The 18611-nt window shown below is 71.5% G+C and carries 14 protein-coding genes; 9 read left to right on the top strand and 5 right to left on the bottom strand.

The window, feature by feature from the left end; translation table 11 throughout:
• Positions 1–59: 59 nt before the first annotated feature.
• Both TBR22_RS15060 and TBR22_RS15055 read right to left on the bottom strand, forming a co-directional pair.
• Entirely contained in the window at positions 60–323 is a 264-nt protein-coding gene (locus tag TBR22_RS15060; RefSeq protein ID WP_239488665.1) for an anti-sigma factor, read from the bottom strand.
• A complete protein-coding gene (locus TBR22_RS15055) occupies positions 320–922 on the bottom strand; it encodes an RNA polymerase sigma factor (RefSeq protein WP_239488664.1) in 603 nt (200 codons plus the stop codon). Before TBR22_RS15055 ends, TBR22_RS15060 begins: the two co-directional genes overlap by 4 nt.
• A 7-nt stretch (positions 923–929) precedes the next feature.
• On the opposite strand from TBR22_RS15055, the gene TBR22_RS15050 reads away from it, so the two are divergent.
• The 4 genes from TBR22_RS15050 (at position 930) to TBR22_RS15035 (ending at position 6928) form a co-directional block, all read left to right on the top strand.
• Complete coding sequence (locus TBR22_RS15050; protein WP_239488663.1) at positions 930–2264, top strand: TolC family protein; 1335 nt, start codon at positions 930–932, stop codon at positions 2262–2264.
• 161 nt (positions 2265–2425) lie between these two features.
• Positions 2426–3481, top strand: a complete 1056-nt coding sequence (locus tag TBR22_RS15045) for an efflux RND transporter periplasmic adaptor subunit (RefSeq protein ID WP_239488662.1) — start codon at positions 2426–2428, stop codon at positions 3479–3481.
• Complete coding sequence (locus TBR22_RS15040) at positions 3481–6672, top strand: efflux RND transporter permease subunit (protein ID WP_239488661.1); 3192 nt, start codon at positions 3481–3483, stop codon at positions 6670–6672. Before TBR22_RS15045 ends, TBR22_RS15040 begins: the two co-directional genes overlap by 1 nt.
• Positions 6673–6718: 46 nt before the next feature.
• Positions 6719–6928 carry a DUF2892 domain-containing protein gene (locus TBR22_RS15035; RefSeq protein WP_239488660.1) on the top strand — a complete coding sequence of 70 codons (210 nt, stop codon included), beginning with the start codon at positions 6719–6721 and terminating at the stop codon, positions 6926–6928.
• A 6-nt stretch (positions 6929–6934) separates the two neighbouring features.
• On the opposite strand, the gene TBR22_RS15030 is transcribed toward TBR22_RS15035, so the two are convergent.
• Together TBR22_RS15030 and TBR22_RS15025 are read right to left on the bottom strand one after the other, a co-directional pair.
• Positions 6935–8434: a fibronectin type III domain-containing protein gene (locus TBR22_RS15030; RefSeq protein WP_239488659.1), complete on the bottom strand. Its 1500-nt coding sequence runs from the start codon at positions 8432–8434 to the stop codon at positions 6935–6937.
• A gap of 27 nt (positions 8435–8461) precedes the next feature.
• Entirely contained in the window at positions 8462–9661 is a 1200-nt protein-coding gene (locus tag TBR22_RS15025; protein ID WP_239488658.1) for a hypothetical protein, read from the bottom strand.
• A 150-nt stretch (positions 9662–9811) separates the two neighbouring features.
• Between TBR22_RS15025 and TBR22_RS15020 the strand changes: the two genes are divergently transcribed.
• The 5 genes from TBR22_RS15020 (at position 9812) to TBR22_RS15000 (ending at position 16752) form a co-directional block, all read left to right on the top strand.
• Positions 9812–10252 carry a DUF3617 family protein gene (locus TBR22_RS15020; protein WP_239488657.1) on the top strand — a complete coding sequence of 147 codons (441 nt, stop codon included), beginning with the start codon at positions 9812–9814 and terminating at the stop codon, positions 10250–10252.
• Positions 10253–10261: 9 nt separating this feature from the next.
• On the top strand, positions 10262–11125 hold the full coding sequence (locus TBR22_RS15015) for a PIG-L deacetylase family protein (RefSeq protein WP_239488656.1): 864 nt from the start codon (positions 10262–10264) through the stop codon (positions 11123–11125).
• 222 nt (positions 11126–11347) lie between these two features.
• Complete coding sequence (locus TBR22_RS15010) at positions 11348–12754, top strand: hypothetical protein (RefSeq protein WP_239488655.1); 1407 nt, start codon at positions 11348–11350, stop codon at positions 12752–12754.
• A complete protein-coding gene (locus tag TBR22_RS15005; protein WP_239488654.1) occupies positions 12751–13617 on the top strand; it encodes a PIG-L deacetylase family protein in 867 nt (288 codons plus the stop codon). The genes TBR22_RS15010 and TBR22_RS15005 overlap by 4 nt, the downstream gene beginning before the upstream one ends.
• 141 nt (positions 13618–13758) lie before the next feature.
• Positions 13759–16752: an ATP-binding protein gene (locus tag TBR22_RS15000; RefSeq protein ID WP_239488653.1), complete on the top strand. Its 2994-nt coding sequence runs from the start codon at positions 13759–13761 to the stop codon at positions 16750–16752.
• Between the two features lie 9 nt (positions 16753–16761).
• On the opposite strand, the gene TBR22_RS14995 is transcribed toward TBR22_RS15000, so the two are convergent.
• Positions 16762–18525, bottom strand: coding sequence for a hypothetical protein (locus TBR22_RS14995; RefSeq protein WP_239488652.1), 1764 nt, complete (start codon positions 18523–18525; stop codon positions 16762–16764).
• Positions 18526–18611: the final 86 nt, after the last annotated feature.

Genomic DNA, 18611 nt, shown 5'->3' with positions numbered 1-18611 from the left:
CTCTGATTGTAGCAGCCGCGGATCGGGGAGCGCTGATTCGGGGGCGCTGGCCGGGCAGTTCAGCCCTCGCCCTGCAGCAACGCCCGCACCCTCGCGAGCGCGTCGGCCTGGATGGCCGGTGGCAGGTCGCGCACCTCCTCGCTCCGACAGAGCGCGATGGCGCGGCGCAGGCTGGCAGCCATGCGACCGCAGCACTCGCAGGTGGCGAGGTGGGCGTCGAGCGCGGCCATCTGCTCCGGTCCCAGGTCGCCCTCGAGATAGGCCGACAGCTCGAGCAGTTGCTGCTGGCAGCGGGGCGACACCGCGCCCGGGTCGGTGCTCATGGCGTGGGCTCCAGGGCGGCGCGCAGGGCGACGCGCGCCCGGTGCAGGCGTTGCTTGACGTTGTCCTCGGAGATCTGCACGACCTCGGCGACCTCGCGGGTGGAAAGGCCCTCGAGGTCGCGCAGCACGATCACCTCCCGCTGCGGGCCGGGAAGGGTCAGGAGGGCCTTGCGCAACTGGGCCCGGCGGTCGGCGGCCTCGAGCGCGTCCTCGGGGTTCTCACCCGTGTCCGCCGGTTCGAGCACACGCGCGTCGTCGTGGGGCCCCGCGTCGTCGAGCGACAGCAGGTGGGCGGGCTCGGCGACCCGGCGGCGGCGATTGAGCAGGCAGGCGTTCCTGACGGTGCGGTACAGCCAGGCCTTGAAGGCGTTCGGGTCGCGGATGGCGCGGGCGTGCTTGTAGGTGCTGACCAGCGCCTCCTGCATCACGTCCTCGGTCTCGTCGGTCCGGCCGCAGACCATCACGCTGAACCGGTAGGCGGAGGCCTGCGCGCGCAGGAGCAGGCGCTCCATGGCCTCGGGGTCGCCCTCCGCGGCATCCCGGACCAACGCGGCGTAGTCGTCGGCCGGTGTCACGTTTGTCGCGGAAGCGGCATCCATGCCCCTGATGATACGTACGTCTTCGATTTCCGTCATCGGCGCGGTCCTGCTCGTCGTCGCGATGCCGGCAGCGCCCCTGCGGGCGCAGGCGCCCCTGACGCTGCGGGACGCCATCGCGCGGGCGCAGGCCGGCAACCCCGACGCCAGGATTGCGGCGCTCGCCGAGCAGGAAGCCGTCCACCGCGTCACCCAGGCGCGCGCCGGCTACCTGCCGCGGGTGGATGCGACCGAAGCCTGGCAGCGCGGCAATCAACCCGTATTCGTCTTCGGCTCGCTGCTCGCGCAGCGGCAGTTCACGGCCGCCGACTTCGCGCTCGAGGCCCTCAACCATCCCGATGCCGTCGACAACTTCCGGCTGGCCGTGGGCGCCGAGCAGTCGGTGTGGGATGGCGGGGCGACGCGCGCCCGGGTCCGCGCCGCCGAACTCGGCGTGCGGCTGGCGGCCTCGGGACGCCTCACGGCCACGCAGGCGCTCGCGGTCGCGGCGACCCAGGCCTTTGGACAGGTGCTGCAGGCCGAGGCCTCGCTGCAGGCGGCCCGGGCGGCGCTCGAGGCGGCCGACGGCGACCTGAAGCTGGCACGCGATCGCCGCGACGCCGGCCTGGTTACCGAGGCCGACGTGCTCGCCGTCGAGGTCCACCGGGCGGCGGTCGAAGAGGGCCGACTGCGCGCCACCCTGGCGGCCGATCTCGCGCGCGCCGACCTGAACCGCGTGATGGGAGAGCCGCTCGACGCCGCCTTCGTGCTCGCCCCCCTCGCGCCCTCGTCGGCCGCGCCCGTCGCGGACACGGCAGCCCTCGAGGCCGAGGCGCTCCGGCAGCGGCCCGAACTGCAGCAGGCGCGGCTGATGGTGGACCTGGCCGGCGCGCAGGTCGCCGAGGCGCGCGCCAGCTACATGCCGCAGGTCTTCGCGCAGGGCGGCTGGGAAGGCAACGGCGGTGCGTGGGCCGACCGCTCCGGCAGCTGGGGCGTCGGCGCCGGCGTGCGGATCAACCTGTTTCGCGGCATGGCCGACAAGGCGCGCATCGCGGAGGTCACGGAAGCCTCGCGGCGGCGGGCCCTGGAGCGCGAGCGGGCCGAGACCGGGGTGCGCCTCGAGGTCCGAGCCGCCGCGTCGCGCCTGACGTCGGCCCGGGCGCGAGAAGCCCTGGCGGCGACCGTCGTCGCGCAGGCCGCCGAGCGACAGCGCATCGTGCGCGACCGCTACGAGCAGGGGCTGGCCGACGTCACCGCCCTCCTGCGGGCCGCCGAGGCGGTGGTGCAGGCCCATGAACAACAGTTGCGCGCTCGCGTCGACGTGTCGGTGGAGTCGGCCGGCCTCGACCGCGCGCTCGGACGATAGCAATCATGTACAGCATCACTTACGGGAATCGGCAGTCGGGAGTCGGGAATCGACCCGCCCGCGCTGGGGCCGGCATCGCCCTCGTTGCGGGAGCCGCGCTTGTTGCAGGGGCGTGCGGCGGGAGTCACGACAGGCCGGGGACGGCAGAGAAGAAGGCGCCGGTGGCGGTATCGACGGTCACGGTCGCCAGGGCGCCGCACGCGGCGCTCGTCGAGGCAGGCGGGCTGGTGCAGGCTCGCACGACGGCCGTCGTCACCAGCCGGCTGATGGCGCCGGTGCGAGAGGTGCGCGTCCAGCCCGGCGATCGTGTCCGCGCCGGTCAGGTGCTCGTCGTGCTCGACGACCGCGACCTGGGCGCCACCGCACGCGGCGCCCAGTCGTCGGCGCTGGCGGCCGAGCAGGCCGTGACCGCCGGTAGCGCCGACCGTCGCGCCGCAGAGGCGGGCCTGGCGCTGGCCAGGGCGTCCTACGACCGCGTCGTCGCCCTGCACGGGCGCAAGTCGGCGACGACGCAGGAACTCGACCAGGCGACGGCGTCCTTCCGGGCCGCCGAGGCGCAGCTTGCCGCGATCGATGCGCGGATCCAGCAGGCGCAGGCCTCGCTGGCCAGCGCCCGGGCCGGGAGCGAGGCGGCGTCGGTGACCGCCGGCTTCGCGGTCGTGACGGCGCCGTTTGCCGGCGTCGTCGCCGAGAAACTCGTCGAGCCCGGCAACATGGCTGCGCCCGGCATGCCCCTGCTGCGGCTCGAGGACGACGGCGCGTTGAGGCTCGACGTCCGGGTGGACGCCTCCAGGGTGGCGGGCCTGACGGTGGGCCAGCAGGTCGACGTGGAGGTCGATGCGGCCTCGCCGGTGCTCCTGCGGGGCACCGTCAGCGAGGTCGCACGGGCCATGGATGCCGACGCGCGCGCCTACCTGCTCAAGATCGCCCTGCCCGGCGACGCGCGCCTGCGCTCCGGGATGTTCGGCCGGGTCCGCTTCGCAGGCGCTCCGGTCGCGGCGATGCTCGTCCCGTCTTCGGCGATCGTGCGCCACGGGCAGGTCACCTCCGTGTTCGTCGCCGACGGCGACGTGGCACGCCTGCGCATGGTCGTGGTCGGCCGGACCCTGCCGGAAGGCATCGAGGTGGTGACCGGTCTCGGTGATGGCGAGCGTGTCGTGTCCACGCCTCCCATCGGACTCACCGACGGCACGCCGCTGCGGGCGGGAGCGAAGTGATGGCGAGGCTGGGCACAGCGGGCCGCATCGCGGCCGCCTTCATCCACTCGAAGCTGACACCGCTGCTCATCGTCGCGTCGATGGCCCTCGGCCTGATGGCCGTGCTCGGGCTGCCGCGGGAAGAGGAGCCGCAGATCATCGTGCCGATGGTCGACGTGTTCGTCGACCTTCCCGGCGCGACACCCGCCGAGGTGGAGCAGCGCATCACCCGGCCGGTGGAGAAGCTGTTGTGGGAGATTCCGGGCGTCGAGTACGTCTACTCGACGTCGAGCCCCGGGCGGTCGATGGTCATCGTGCGCTTCAGGGTCGGCCAGAACCAGGAAGACGCGATGGTTCGGCTCAACCAGAAGCTGCACGCCAACATGGACCGGATCCCGCCAGGCGCGCAGGGCCCGCTCGTCAAGCTCCGCTCGATCGACGACGTGCCGATCCTCGGGATCACCCTGTGGTCCACCCGGTACGACGACCACCAGCTGCGCCTGCTCGCCGGGCAGCTGCACGATGCGATCAAGGAGGTGCCCGACGTGTCCGAGGTCGACATCCTCGGCGGTCGGCCCCGGGTCGCGACCGTCGAGATCGACCCGGCGCGCCTCGACGTGTACGGCATCGACCCGCTCATGGTCCGCAGTGCGGTCCAGGGCAACGCGCGTTCCTCCGCGCCCGGGCCGCTGGTCGGCGGTCAGGCCAGCACCCTCGAGGCCGGGGTCCGCCTCGAGACGGTGGAGCAGTTGCGCGACGTCGTGGTCGCCTCCCGTGCGGGTCGGCCGGTGCGGCTGTCGGACGTGGCGACGGTGTCGGACCGCGACGCCGATCCGGCGACGTACGTGCGCCACCACGTGCGCGGACAGGGCGCCGCCCCGGCCGTGACGATGGCCGTCGCCAAGCGTGCGGGCACCAACGCCACCTCCGTCGCGCGACACGTGCTCGCCAAGGTGGACGCCCTGAAGGGCACGCTGATTCCCGCCGACGTGCACGTCGAGATCACGAGGGATTACGGCGAGACCGCAGCCGAGAAGAGCAACGAACTGCTGTACCACATGGCCATCGCGGTCGTGTCGGTGTCGCTGCTCATCTGGCTGGCGCTCGGCCGGCGCGAGGCCCTGGTCGTGATGGTCGCCATCCCGGTCACCCTCGCGCTGACGCTGTTCATGTTCTACCTCTACGGGTACACGCTGAATCGCATCACGCTCTTCGCGTTGATCTTCTCGATCGGCATCCTGGTCGACGACGCGATCGTGGTGGTGGAGAACATGGTCCGGCACGCGCGCATGAGCACAGGCGCGTCCGACGGGCTGACTTCGATCGCGCTCCGCGCCGTCGACGAAGTGGGCAACCCGACGATCCTCGCCACCCTCACCGTCGTGGCCGCCATCCTGCCGATGGCCTTCGTCGGCGGGCTGATGGGGCCGTACATGCGACCGATTCCGGTCGGTGCGTCGGCGGCCATGGTGTTCTCGCTCATCGTCGCGTTCGTGGTGACGCCCTGGGCCGCGGTGCGCCTGCTGCATCCGGACGGCGGGCACCACGACGACCGCGAGGACGCGCTCACCCGGTGGTACCGCCGGGCGATGGGGCCGCTCATCGCCGACAGCCGGCGTCGCTGGGTGTTCCTCGGGGGCGTGGTGTTCCTGCTGCTGGCGGCGATGGCGCTGGTGCCGCTCAAGCTCGTCACGGTCAAGATGCTGCCGTTCGACAACAAGAGCGAATTCCAGGTCATCGTCGACATGCCCGAGGGCACCACCCTCGAGCAGACGGCCGCCGTCACCGCGCGTCTGGCGACGATGGCGCTCGAGGATCCGGCCGTCAAGGACGTGCAGGACTACGTCGGCACGGCGTCGCCCCACAACTTCAACGGGTTGGTGCGGCACTACTTCCTGCGCCAGGCGCCACACCTCGGCGACCTGCAGGTCAACCTGCTGCCCAAGCACGAGCGGGCCGAGCAGAGCCACCAGATCGCGCGGCGGATGCGCGAGCGATTGCTGCCGATTGCCAGGGCGGCCGGGGCGACCATCCAGGTGGCCGAGGTGCCCCCTGGGCCGCCGGTGCTGCAGACCCTCGTGGCCGAGATCTACGGACCGGACCTGAAGCGTCGCAACGAGGTCGCCACCAGGATCCGCGAGATCTTCCAGCGGACGCCGGGCGTGGTCGACACCGACTGGTACGTCGAGGATCCACAGCCCAAGCTGTCGCTGGTCGTCGACGAGGAGAAGGCGGCCGCGGCCGGCATCGCACCCGCGACGGTGGCTGGCCTGGTCCGCATGGCGGGCAGCGGCGAGTCGGCGGGCCTGCTGCACGACGACGCGTCTCGCGAGGACGTACCCGTGCTGCTGCGCCTGCCGCGCGAGCAGCGCCACGATCTCGAGGCCTTCCGGGCCCTGCGTCTCGCGGGAGCGCATCAGGTGTCGATCGGCGAGCTGACGCGGCTCGAGACCCGGACGGAGGACGTCAGCCTCTATCACAAGAACCTGCTGCCGGTGACCTACGTGACCGGCGACCTGGCTGGCGAGGACGAGAGCCCCGTCTACGCCATCATGCGGATGAACGAGGCGATTGCGAAGCTCACGCTGCCCGAGGGGCATGGCGTGGAGATCTTCAACGCCGTGCAGCCGGAGCAGACCGCCGTGCCGTCGATGAAGTGGGACGGCGAGTGGCACGTCACCATCGAGGTCTTCCGCGATCTCGGCCTGGCGTTCGGCGTCGTGCTGATCCTCATCTACATCCTGGTGGTCGGCTGGTTCGGCTCGTTCCAGACGCCGCTGCTGATCATGATCGCGATCCCGTTCTCGCTCGTCGGCATCCTGCCGGCGCACGCGGCCATGGGCGCGTTCTTCACCGCCACCTCGATGATCGGCTTCATCGCGGGTGCCGGGATCGTCGTCCGCAATTCGATCATCCTGGTGGACTTCATCGAACTGCGTGTCCGCGAGGGCATGCCGCTCGAGGAGGCCGTCGTGGATGCGGGGGCCGTACGGTTCCGGCCGATGGCGCTCACCGCAGCGGCCGTCATCGTCGGCGCCGGGGTGATCCTGTTCGACCCGATCTTCCAGGGACTCGCCGTCTCCCTGATGGCCGGCGAGGTCGCCTCGCTCCTGCTGTCACGAATGGCCGTGCCGGTCCTCTATTACATGGCGGCGAAGCGCCGGGCGGTCGTGCCGGCGCCCGCGGCGATCGCGCCGGTGGAGGCGCACTGACATCATGGCTTCACAGCAACCAACCCACGCACCACGTCCCCTCGACATGCACATCTGCCGGGACCGCACCTTCACCATCCATCGCGGGCTGCGAATGCTGGCGGGCGTGGTGGTGGTCACTTCGGTGCTGCTCGGGATGTTCGTGCACCGGAACTGGCTCTACCTGACGCTGTTTGCAGGCTTGAACCTCTTCCAGTCGTCGCTCACCAACTGGTGCCCCGCGGTACCGCTGCTGCGCAAGGGCGGCTGCCGCTGACGCGGCTCACGGGTTGCGGAGGAGCGCCGCCACCGCGATCGGCGCGATCGCGCCGTCGGTGATGGTGATGTACATCACCTGCAGGTCAGGGCTGCCCGTGGGCATCAGGAAGTGGTAGTCGTCGATGTAGCCCTCGGCGCGCGCGTCGAGCACCGAGCCGTCGGGCCACAGGAACACCACGTCGCGCGCGGCGTCCTGTGGTTCCCAGTCCTCGAAGTCCACCCGGTCGGGCGCACCCGTGAGCGCGCCGTCGGCGTAGATCAGCTTCTTCGGGCCGAGGAACGGCAGGTTCGACGTGGCGCGTCCTTCCTGGATCGACGGGTCGCCGTAGTAGAGCCGATAGCGGACGCCGCCAGCGTGCAGCGGGAACGCCGCCTGCGCGCTGGTGAACAGCTTGGGACATCCGTCCTCGCGATACTGCACGACCCAGCGCGTGCCGTCCCACACCGCGTAGCCATGGTTGTGTGAGGCCGGCGCGCAGCCCTCGACGCGATCGGTGGTGAACACCATGAACGTGCCGGCCGACAGATCCCAGTGCGGCGCGTCCATGGTCGGCCACGCGACCTTGAACTGGCGGGCGTTGCGGATGCGCGGGTTGCCCTCGACGTCGCCTTCGACGGCGATGGCCACCGTGGGGGCGCACCCGCCACCTGCCGCATAGTCGGCCGCCGTCTCGCACGTGCTGCCCGGGCCGGCATTGAAGTCGAGGCCGCGATAGCCGTCCTTGCTGTCGATCCACATGGCGCGCGTGCGCCCATCGGCGCCCTGTGCCTCGAAGAACAGCCGCACGAAGCCACCATCGGGGTGCGTCACCGGGACGCCCTGGCCGGTTGCCAGCGATGCCACCAGGGGCGTCGGCGCAGTCGGCGACAGGAGCCCGCTCGATCCCGCCCGGCTGCTGAACGACAGGAAGGTCTCCGGGACCGCCGGGTCGGCGCCACCGGCCGCCACCGCGGCCGCCAGGGACTGTCGGCGGTCACGCGGCATCGGTCCGTAGTACAGCTGCACCTGCCCGGCCACGTCGCCGGCGTCGGCGCCGAAGCGCGTGGCGCTGAGGCGTGCGTTGCCGTCGGCCACGATCGTCGTCAGGCGGTCGACCGTGTGCCCGGCGCCCACCAACTGCCAGTACTCGGTGGCGGTGGTGGCCTCCACTGCCGGCGAGGCCTCCCAGCGCGTGCACGCCTCGTCCTGGCATGCCAGCACCGTGACGACGTAGGTGGTGTCCGCCTTCAGCCCGGTCAGTGTGACGTCGGTCGCGTGAGCGGCCAGCGACACGCGGGGGCCGGTGCCCTGCACCGCCTCGCGCGCGACGACCACGAGGTGATCGGCGCGGTCAGGTCGTGCCCAGGACACGGCCAGGCGGCTGGAGGACGCCAGGGGCCGTTCCCCCACGGAGCTGCTGACGAGGGGGCCGACGATGACGTCGCGCGGAGGATCGCCCGCCCACGCGGGCGTCGCTCCCAGCAGCAGGACGATGGCAGCAGCGCTCGCGACACTCGGGTGCATGGAGGCTCCATGCCGGGGATACCTCGATCAACGGGCGTCAGCTCCCGGGCGAACGGCTGACGGCACGGACGCGCGCTCCCGACGGGTCTCGGGGAAGAAGCGCTCGGGCGCCTGCAGCATGGCGTCGTCGCCAGAGGATAGCGTGTGCGCAAAGAACGCGCGGACGAGTGCCCGCGTGATCTCGAGGCCGCGGAGCCCGTCGATCTGGCCCACCTTCATCCAGCGTTCCGCAGGCGTCGTCAGGAGGTCCTCGAAGAGTGCCGCGTCGGGGAAGTTCAGGTGGCGTGTCCCGGCGACACGGATGCGGAACGCAGCCGGCGACGCCGAGGACATCCGTGCCCAGTCGTCGGTGCGCCGACCCTCGCTCCTCTCCAGCCCCTCGCGGACGCGGTCACGATGCTCCGGGGACGGGAACGCCGGCGCCTCGTCGATCGTCGGTGACTCGGAGCTGATCAGGAGAAGGGGGCGCGTCGGCCGGATTTCGAGCACCGATCCCATCGGGTCGCCATCGAGGTTCACGGCGCTGCGGATGGTCGGCTCGCTGGCCGCCAGGACGTGCGCCATCGTCCCGCCGAGGGAGTGCCCGACGGCACCGAGTCGCGACAGATCGAGCCTGCCCCGGAGGGGGCTGCCCGAATCGGCATCGAGCGCGGGGATGCGTCGGGTCACGAAGCGCGCATCCTCGTGCACGTGCTGCTGGTCGGTCCCGATCGCCGCGCCGATGCCGAGCGTGCGTTCGACCTCACGCCCATCGGGGAACCGTACCAGGTCGGCGAACCCGGGCGATCCGAATCCCACGACGACGTAGCCGTGACTGGCGAGATCCTCGGCCAGCCCGCTGTAGTCGGTGGGAAGCCAGCCGAGTCCGGGCATGAGCAGCAGCACCGGGAAGCGGGTGGTTCCCGGCAGGAGGGGCGCATCGGTGCGCGCCGACACGTGGTACGCGCGCAGGGCGTCCACGAAGGGCCCGCCGAACCGCTTCCCGAGGCGCGACAGCCGTGCCTCGTTCCAGGGCGCGGGCAGCGGCAGTTCGGCGCTGGGCGTGCTGGAGCCCTCCGCGGGGTACCAGATCGTGACGGTGACCTCTCGCCGTCGGGCCGGGTCCACGGGGTCGGGCCGGCCGTCATCACGCCACGTCTCGAAACGCCGGCCGACGGCGTGTGGACCGGACGGCTGCAAGGAGGTGGCGGCCTGAGCGTCAGGCGAGCCCGCGGCCATGGTGAGCATGGCGAACAGGCGCAGGAGTGGGCCGAATCGGGAAAAGGTGAGTCGTGAACGGAACACGCCCCTAATGACGGAATCCCGAGCCGGCTCGTTCGCCCGTTCGTCCCGACAAGCCGCATCCGCCGGTGCCGGACGGGGGTAGACTGGCCAGCCATGCTCACATCCGCTTACCGCAAGTCAGGGGCTCGCGCATCGCTGGCGACGGTGTGCGTCGCGGGGTTCTCGTTGGTCGGCCTTGCCGCCGACTGGCCGGCGTTCACGCCGGGGCGTTGGCAGATCGACAGGACGATGGAGACGGGCGGGCGAACACCGGAAAAGGTGTCGCGCACCGAGTGCCTCGATCCCACCGCCGAGCACCGATCCCAGCGCGAGATCCTCACCAGGGCCGGTTGCCAGTTCTCGCCGGTGAGCCAGAGCGGAACGACGTACCGGTTCACGGCCACGTGCAAGATGGCGGGGACCACGTCGACCTCGACGTCGGTGCTCGAGGTGCGCAGCGCCGAGGCCTACACGATCATCATCGACTCGGTCACCAACGGCGCGAAGAGCCATGAGGTGTTGACGGCGCGGCGGCTGGGCGCCTGCGCGAAGTAGGAGGATTCGATGGCGACCACCCGTCGTGAGGTGCTTCGCCGGGCGGCGGTGGCCGTTGCCCTGCCGGTGCTCGGGACGCGTGCCGAGGCCCGTCCGCAGGCCACGCCACGCCCACGAACCATCCTGGCGATCGGCGCTCACTTCGACGATTGCGAGATCGGCGCCGGCGGCCTGATCCTCAAGGCGGTGCGTCGCGGGCACCGGGTCGTCGTCCTCAACCTGGTGGGTGACTACTCGACCTGGGACGTCACGAGGGGCCGCGAGGCCCGCATCCGTCAGCGCAGCGACGAGATCGCCCGGTCGATGGGCGTGGAGAAGCGCTACCTGTCGTTCGGCTACCAGCAGGTGGTCGACGACCTGGCCACCATCAAGGCGATCGCCGAGGTCGTTGTCGACGTCCGGCCCGACGTGACGCTGATGAACGATCGCGACGAGCGCGGCCGGGCCCCTGCCGATCACGCCGTGGCCGGCATCGTCGCCGAGAAGGCGGTGCGCAACGCGGCGACCATCCTCGGCGGGCTGACCGTGACGTACGGGCGCGAGATGTACGCCTACGAGGTCGATCCGCAACGCAGCTTCCCGGCAGACGTGTTCGTCGACGTCGGCGCCGAGATCGGCGACGTCGTCGAGATCGTCAACACGTTCCGCCAGCTGAACGCCGAGGCGCCGATCGCGAAGGATGCAGCGCGCGTCGACGCCAGGACCACGCTCCATCCGGGCGGACGCGAACTGGCGCTGACGCCGTGGGGCGAGATCAAGCTGAGCACGGCCCGGGTGCGCGGCCTGCAGGGCGGCGTGCGCTTCGCCGAGGCGTACCGAGCGCTGGACATGCCCGCCGTCGGGCGACGCGTGCTCGACGAGATCGCCGGCTGAAACGTGACGGCTGGCCACGCCGGGCGGCGCGGTGGCTCGCCGGCCGGCCACGCGCGGCGGCCGGCGCCGGTGGTATCGTGGTCCCGCGCACGCCGGGCTGACGGGCCCGTCGGCCTCCGCCGGCCCGCCGCGCCCGACTCGGGGCTCTCGTGCAGGCACCCACCCCGGGCCTGGAATGCGCCCGACTCCCGACTCCCGATTCCCGATTCCCGACTCCCGTCCATGGACACGCTCAACGGACTCCCTCTCGTCGCCCCCAAGGTCACGCCGGTGCTCGACCCGGCCTTCCGGCCCGCCGTGCTCGCGGTGCGCGCCTACCGGGCCCAGGTGGCCGCCGCCGGCGGCGGCGTGCCGGTGCGCCTCGCCATCGAGCAGGCCGATGGCTCCGTCTTCCGCTTCGACATTGCCGTGCTGCCGGCCTCGCATGCCGATGCCGCGGGCAATGCCGCGTTCGTCGAGCGCTTCGTGAAGTTCCTGCTCTGGTCGCGTGGCGGCTGGAAGGTGTACATCGACGGGCCCGCCGACCTGGCGGCGTCGCTCGAGGCCCATTACAGCGAGACGGCCACCGGGCGCTTCGATGCCGATCTGGTGGCGTTCCGGATGTTCGATCACCCGATTGAAGTGGTGCACACCAGCGACCTGCCGGCCGAGCGTTCGGTCACCCGGCCGCTGGGGCGGCACCTCGAGGGCAACCGCATCGGGTTCGACCTCGGCGGCAGCGATCGCAAGGTCGCCGCCGTGGTGAACGGGGAGGTGGTGTTCAGCGAGGAGACGGTGTGGGATCCCTACCACAAGCCCGATCCGCAGTACCACTTCGACGGGATCATGGACTCGCTGAAGAAGGCCGCGGAGCACCTGCCGCGCGTCGATGCCATCGGCGGCAGCGCAGCGGGCGTGTACGTCAACAACCGCGTCAAGGCCGGCTCGCTGTTCCGCGGCGTGCCGCAGGACCTGTTCGATGCGCGCGTGAAGGGCATCTTCTTCGAGGTGAAGAAGGCGTGGAACGACGTGCCGTTCGAGGTCGTCAACGACGGCGAGGTCACCGCCCTGGCCGGCTCGATGTCGCTCGGCAAGAACGCGATCCTGGGGATTGCGCTGGGCACGAGCACGGCGGCCGGCTACGTCACGCGCGACGGCAACATCACCTCGTGGCTGAACGAACTGGCGTTCGTGCCCGTCGCCTTCAATCCCGACGCGCCGGTCGACGAGTGGTCGGGTGACTTCGGGGTCGGCTCGCAGTACTTCTCGCAGCAGGCGGTGGGCCGCCTCGCGCCGGTGGCCGGCATCGAGACGCCCGCCGACATGGGCCTGCCCGAGAAGCTGAAGGTCGTCCAGAAGCTGCGCGCCGAGGGGCATGCCGGCGCGAAGCAGATCTACGAGACGCTGGGGACGTACCTCGGGTACGGCGTGGCGCACTTTGCCGACTTCTACGACATCGCGCACGTGCTCGTGCTCGGCCGCGTGACGTCGGGCCCCGGCGGCGACGACATCGTCAACGGCGCCCGCCATGTGCTGGAGGTCGAGTTCCCCGAGCTCGCCTCACGGATCACGTTCCACGTGCCCGACGAGAAGGACAAGCGGCACGGACAGGCCATTGCGGCCGCGAGCCTGCCGGAGGTGACGCGATGAGCGGGCCGACGCCGTACCACGATTTCGTCGCGGGGATCGCGCGGTCGATGCAGCAGGGCAAGCAGTTCCCGCTCGGCGGCTTCCCGATGCCGACGCACCCGCCGGTCGCCCCCGACGCGCCCCGCGCGCTCATCTTCTCGCCGCACCCCGACGACGAGTGCATCATCGGCGGGCTGGCGTTGCGCCTGCTGCGCGAGTCGGGCTATCGGGTCGTCAACGTGGCCGTGACGCAGGGCAGCAACAAGGCGCGGCAGCAGGGCCGCTGGGACGAGCTGGCGCTGGCCTGCGCGTACCTCGGCTTCGACCTCGTGCAGACCATCCCGGGCGGCCTCGAGAAGATCAACGCGAAGACGCGCGCCACCGATCCCGCGCACTGGGCGAGCTGTGTCGACGTGATCGCGCGCATCCTCGCCGAGCACCAGCCACGCGTCGTCTTCTTCCCGCACGAGACCGACTGGAACAGCTCGCACATCGGCACGTACCACCTGCTCGTCGACGCGCTGGCCAGGCAGGCTGCCGACTTCAGCTGCCACGTCGTCGAGACCGAGTTCTGGGGCGCGATGTCGACGCCGAACCTGATGGTGGAATCGAGCGTGCAGGACCTGGCCGACATGATGGCGGCCCTGTCGTTCCACGTCGGCGAGGTGCAGCGCAATCCGTATCACCTGCTCGTCCCGGCCTGGATGCAGGACAACGTGCGCCGCGGCGGCGAGGTGGTCGGCGGCCAGGGCGGCGCGGCGCCGGACTTCCCGTTCGCGACGATCTACCGCCTGCGCCGGTGGAACGACGGCGGCCTGCACTACACCTACGACGGCGGACGCATCCTCGCCGCCGGGGTCGATCCGGCGACGTTGTTCGGCTGAGTCGTCGGCCGGCAGGCAGGGGCCGGGCCTCCAGCTCCTGGCAGGCAGCGCATGGGCGCTGCCGCTCACGTTGCGGCGCGGGTCGCCGATTCCTTTCGAAGGTGCGTCCGGGGCCTTGCCGGGCGCTCCCTCGCTGTCTGCATGACTGCTGCACCTCTCCCTCATGACGAGGCCGAGCGACTCCGGGCGCTGGACCGGTACGCCATCCTCGACTCGCCACCCGAGGCCGACTTCGACGACCTCACGGCGATCGCCGCCGCGGTCTGCGGCACGCCGATCGCGCTGCTGTCGTTGGTCGACCGCGACCGCCAGTGGTTCAAGAGCCGGTACGGGCTCGACGTCGCCGAGACTGCACGGGAGCTGGCGTTCTGCGCCCACGCCATCCTGCAGGCAGACGTCTTCGAGGTCGCCGACGCACTCGAGGACCCGCGCTTTGCCGACAGCGCGCTGGTGAACGGCGCGCCGTTCATCCGGTCCTATGCCGGCATGCCGCTCGAGACCCCCGACGGCCAGCGGCTCGGCACGCTGTGCGTCATCGATCGCCAGCCACGAACGCTCACGCCGCTGCAGCACGACGTGCTGCGCCGACTGGCCCGGCAGGCCGTCGCGCAACTCGAGCTGCGGCGCACGTCCCGGCTGCTGCGCGACCAGTCCGACCACCTGCGGGCCCTCGCGTCGGTGGTGACGCGCACCAGCAACCCGGTCTCCATCACCGATGCCGATCGTCGGCTCACGTGGGTGAACCCGGCCTTCGAGGCGACCACCGGCTTCACTCTGGCCGAGGCGACCGGTCACCGGTTGTCCGACCTGCTGCGCTTCGAGGAACTCGATCCGGGGCAATGGAAGCAGGTGGGAGCGGCGCTCGATGCGAGGAAGCCGGTGCGCACCCGCCTGCTCTCGAGGCGTGCCGACGGGCAGCGATTCTGGGACGACGTGGACATCGCGCCGCTGTTCGACGAGACGCAGACCTTCGTCGGGTACTGCGCCATCCAGAGCGACGTGACGGCGCTGGTGCAGGCCGAGCAGGCGCAGCGCATCCAGCTGGCCCTGAGTCAGGCGGTCGCCGCCGTGCAGCAGGGCCTGATCGACGGGGCCGCGCTGGGCACCATCGTGGAGCGCGCCCTCGAGCGGGCGATGACCCTCCTCGGCGGTGCACAAGGCCTGGTGGCAGACGTGCACGGTGGCTACGGCGCCGAGCATCTCACGGCCCGCGCGCTGCTCAACTCCGCGTGGACGCCGGAAGAGCGCGATCGGCAACGTCAACGCCTCGAGGACGGCGTGCGGTGGCGCACGTTGCCGGGGCCCGTGCGGAGCGCGGTCGCCTCCGGACGCGCGACCAGGCTCGTGGGCGACGAGGCGCAGCGCGCCGCGGCCATCCTGCTCGAGTCGTCGGCGCCGACCTCGACGCTGGCCCTGCTCCCCGTCACCACCGGCGGCCGCACGCTGGCGTTGCTGGCGATCGCGAACCCCTGCGAGGACGTCGACGATCCGGGCACGCTGCTCGCGCCGCTGCTCGCCGTCGTCGGCGAGGCCATCACCAGCCACCGGCAGGCCGAGGCACGTCGGCTCAGCGAACAGGCCCTCGAGCAGGAGCGGCGCCGCCTGCGCCTGGCCCTCCTGGCCTCCAACGTCGGCGTCTTCGAACTCGACGTCGCGAGCGGCGAGTTGTCATGGGACTGGCGCATGTGGGACATGCACGGGGTCGAGCCGCGCACCACGGGGTGGACGCTGGCCGACTGGGTGAGCCTGCTGCATCCCGAGGACGCCGACCGGGCGATCGACGAGTTCGTCGCGACCTCGGACTCCGAGCGTCTCCTCGAGGCCCAGTACCGCATCGTGCGCCCGGACGGCTGCGTGCGTCACCTGCGCGCCAACGGGCAGGTGTTCGAGAGCGACGGCCGACGCGTCCTGCTCGGCGTGAACCTCGACGTCACCGGCGACGTGGAACTGCAGCACGAGCTCAACGACCAGCGCCTCAAGGCAGAATCGGCGACGGCTGCCAAGGCGCAGTTCCTCGCCACCATGAGTCACGAGATCCGCACGCCCATGAACGGCGTGCTCGGGATGCTCGAACTCCTGCTGCGCAGCGACCTCACGCCGGAGCAGCACGAGACGGCGACCATGGCCCACGTCTCGGCCAGCGCGCTGTTGCACATCCTGAACGACATCCTCGACCTCTCCAAGCTCGAGGCGCAGCAGGTCGTGCTCGAGACGATCGCGTTCGAGCCGTCCCGCCTCGTGGGCGACACGCTCGCCCTGCTCTCGCCACGCGCGCTGGAGAAGCACCTCACCCTGGCCTCGGAAGTGGATCCGGCGCTGCCGGCCTGGCTGGAGGCCGATCCGACGCGGATCCGCCAGGTATTGCTGAACCTGGTGGGCAACGCCATCAAGTTCACCGCCCGCGGCGACGTCCGCGTGCGTCTCCGCAGGGCCGACACGCATGACACCCTGCTGCGGGTGGAGGTCCAGGACAGCGGCGAGGGTATCTCGCCGGAGGTGCAGGCGCGGCTCTTCCAGCGCTTCGTGCAGGCCGACGCGTCGACGACGCGGCGGCACGGCGGCACGGGGCTGGGGCTGGCCATCTGTCGCCAATTGGTGGAGCTGATGGGCGGCGAGATCGGGGTCGAGAGCGTGCCTGGCGAGGGGAGTCTGTTCTGGTTCACCGTACCGGTGCGCGTGACGCAGGCACCGGCACGCCGCCTCGACGTGCAGCACGCGACTGCGCCCGTCGCACTCCAGCTGCCGCTGCGCATCCTCGTGGCCGAGGACAATCTGGTCAACCAGCGCCTGGTGCGCGCGTTCCTCGCGCCGGGGCGTCACGAGGTCGTCATGGTCGGCGATGGAGCGGCGGCCGTCGCCGCGCTCGACGAGGGGACCTACGACGTGGTGCTCATGGACGTGCAGATGCCCGGCATGGACGGGTTGCAGGCCACGGCGGCCATTCGCGCGCGGACCACGCCCGACCACGCAGTGCCCATCATCGCGCTCACGGCCAACGCGATGTCGGGCGATCGGGAACGCTACCTGGCCAGCGGCTTCACCGACTACGTCTCCAAGCCGATGACGATGCGCTCGCTGACCGAGGCGCTGGCCCGCGTGTGTGCCCGCGAAGGCGACGTGCGGCGCAGCGCCTGACGCCGCGCGTCACGGCGGCGTCGTGTCCTTCGTGAAGAGCGCATCGAGGCGGCCTGACGTCGCGATTGCGTCAAGGTGCGCCGCCACCCGGGCCATCGCCGCCGCGCGTGTCGCGTAGGTGACCAGGCGCACTTCGTCGCCGCCAGGGCTGTACGACACCTCGTAGACGACGCCTTCCACTTCGATGCGCGGCGTGTCGGCCGCCGACGCATCCGGATCGCGTCGCACGCCCCCCAGCTCGGTGAGCAGGATGTCGACGACGGCGTCGCGCAGCGGCCGGCCCCCCGGCGACAGCAGGTACGTCTGGTATCCGCCGTCCCGGGCCTCCGAGAGCGCTCCGCGGTACGGCAGCAGGGGAGCGTCGGGGCGCGCGTCGAGCACGTCGGCGCCCGCCTCCGATCGCACCCAGTGGAAGTGGTGCGCGAACCATGCCGGCGTGATGTCCAGCTCCGGCGTGCGGTAGCGCATCCGCGTGCGATCGATCGGCGTCACCGTGGTCGCGCCGGTGTCGAGTCGCAGCGTCGCGATGGCCGGTTCGGTGTCGTAGCCGTTGCCCGGGGCGAACCACGCCATCGTCCGCGCGTCGGGTGACAGCGCCAGCGGTGGGCGGTCCTGCTCGTGCATCGGCTCACTCGGCCAGCCGTGCGGCGACAGGGCCGGCGTGCGAGTGTCGAGCAGCATCGGCCCGACGACGTACACCCCCGGGTCGCGGAATGTCGTCGTGTCGAGCCACTGGCGTTGGGCGCGCGGCTCGCTGGTCGTCGCGCGGTCGAGTGCCAGGAGGTTCCAGGCCGGGGCGCTGGCGTCGCACGGCATCGGCGCGGCGCTTGCGGCCGCGGCGAGGAGGCGGCAGCCATCGTCGCCAGCAGCCAGGAGGGTCCAGGGCTCGCGGCTGACCAGGGCGACCCACGTCAGCGACTCGGCGCCCGGAACCGGCGCGCCGTTGCGTCGGACCCGGTACTCGCCGCTCACCTGCAGGTCCTCGCCCCGGAACCGCGTGAACCAGCGAGCGATGGTCTCGACGGTGAAAGGCCCCGCCTGCTGCGAACGGACGGGATCACTGCTGCGCAACACCCGGAAGCGGTATGCCGACGGTGCTGCACCTGCCCGGCCTGCCGACGCCGGGATGGCGATCCACGCACTCCACTGCCGGTCGCTCTGGCCGGGGCGGCGTGGCAGGGGCGGGAGCACGGATGCGAGGGGCGCGCCGGCGACGGTCACGTTGACGACAGGCGTGCCGCGCGAGGTGAAGATCGGCGCGACGCCCGGCACGACCCACGCCCCGTTCACCAGGTGCGCATCCTCGAGGAACAGCGGTCCGGCCTCCTCGCGGCGCACCGTCGAACCACTGAGCGTGCCGAGGCGGACCTCGCCGGCGCCGGCCTCGGCACGAGGCGCGGGCTGCCCGGCGGGCCACTGCAACTCGATGGCGAGCAAGAGCGTCTCGCCATCGATCTCGGGCGGAACGTCGGCCAGCAACCGGGCGGCCGACCCCACGGCTCCGGCCACCGTCAGCACCACGGCCGTCGCCAGGCCGAGCGCCTTCAGCGCCGTCATGCCGGGGATGGTGGCGACGCCTCGCGCCAGCGCCAGGCCGACCAGCGTTCCGGCGCCGCCGCTGAGCAGGGCAGTGAAGACGACGAAGAACCCCGACGCGCCCTCGCGCGAGGAGATGTGGTACCAGTCGACGCACAAGGCGGCGACGACACCACCGGCCAGCAGCGCAACGGCGCCGGCCAACAGCGCAACCAGCAGCGATGAGATCCAGGACATGAGGCATGCGGGCGTGCGCGCTGCCCAGCGGGCACGTCCCGTACTGTCAACGTGATCGAGGCGACAGGCGAACGGCCGAGCGTGCG

Origin of the sequence: Luteitalea sp. TBR-22 (assembly GCF_016865485.1) — a bacterium.
Classification (GTDB): Bacteria; Acidobacteriota; Vicinamibacteria; order Vicinamibacterales; family Vicinamibacteraceae; genus Luteitalea.
The sequence above is the reverse complement of the archived record's forward strand: the minus strand, read 5'-3'. Positions and strand labels throughout refer to the sequence as shown.

Coding starts and splice junctions, on each gene's coding strand:
- TBR22_RS15060 (WP_239488665.1), bottom strand. CDS start 323: ATGAGCACCGACCCGGGCGCGGTGTCGCCCCGCTGCCAGCAGCAACTG.
- TBR22_RS15055 (WP_239488664.1), bottom strand. CDS start 922: ATGGATGCCGCTTCCGCGACAAACGTGACACCGGCCGACGACTACGCC.
- TBR22_RS15050 (WP_239488663.1), top strand. CDS start 930: ATGATACGTACGTCTTCGATTTCCGTCATCGGCGCGGTCCTGCTCGTC.
- TBR22_RS15040 (WP_239488661.1), top strand. CDS start 3,481: ATGGCGAGGCTGGGCACAGCGGGCCGCATCGCGGCCGCCTTCATCCAC.
- TBR22_RS15035 (WP_239488660.1), top strand. CDS start 6,719: ATGCACATCTGCCGGGACCGCACCTTCACCATCCATCGCGGGCTGCGA.
- TBR22_RS15030 (WP_239488659.1), bottom strand. CDS start 8,434: ATGCACCCGAGTGTCGCGAGCGCTGCTGCCATCGTCCTGCTGCTGGGA.
- TBR22_RS15025 (WP_239488658.1), bottom strand. CDS start 9,661: ATGCTCACCATGGCCGCGGGCTCGCCTGACGCTCAGGCCGCCACCTCC.
- TBR22_RS15020 (WP_239488657.1), top strand. CDS start 9,812: ATGCTCACATCCGCTTACCGCAAGTCAGGGGCTCGCGCATCGCTGGCG.
- TBR22_RS15015 (WP_239488656.1), top strand. CDS start 10,262: ATGGCGACCACCCGTCGTGAGGTGCTTCGCCGGGCGGCGGTGGCCGTT.
- TBR22_RS15010 (WP_239488655.1), top strand. CDS start 11,348: ATGGACACGCTCAACGGACTCCCTCTCGTCGCCCCCAAGGTCACGCCG.
- TBR22_RS15005 (WP_239488654.1), top strand. CDS start 12,751: ATGAGCGGGCCGACGCCGTACCACGATTTCGTCGCGGGGATCGCGCGG.
- TBR22_RS15000 (WP_239488653.1), top strand. CDS start 13,759: ATGACTGCTGCACCTCTCCCTCATGACGAGGCCGAGCGACTCCGGGCG.
- TBR22_RS14995 (WP_239488652.1), bottom strand. CDS start 18,525: ATGTCCTGGATCTCATCGCTGCTGGTTGCGCTGTTGGCCGGCGCCGTT.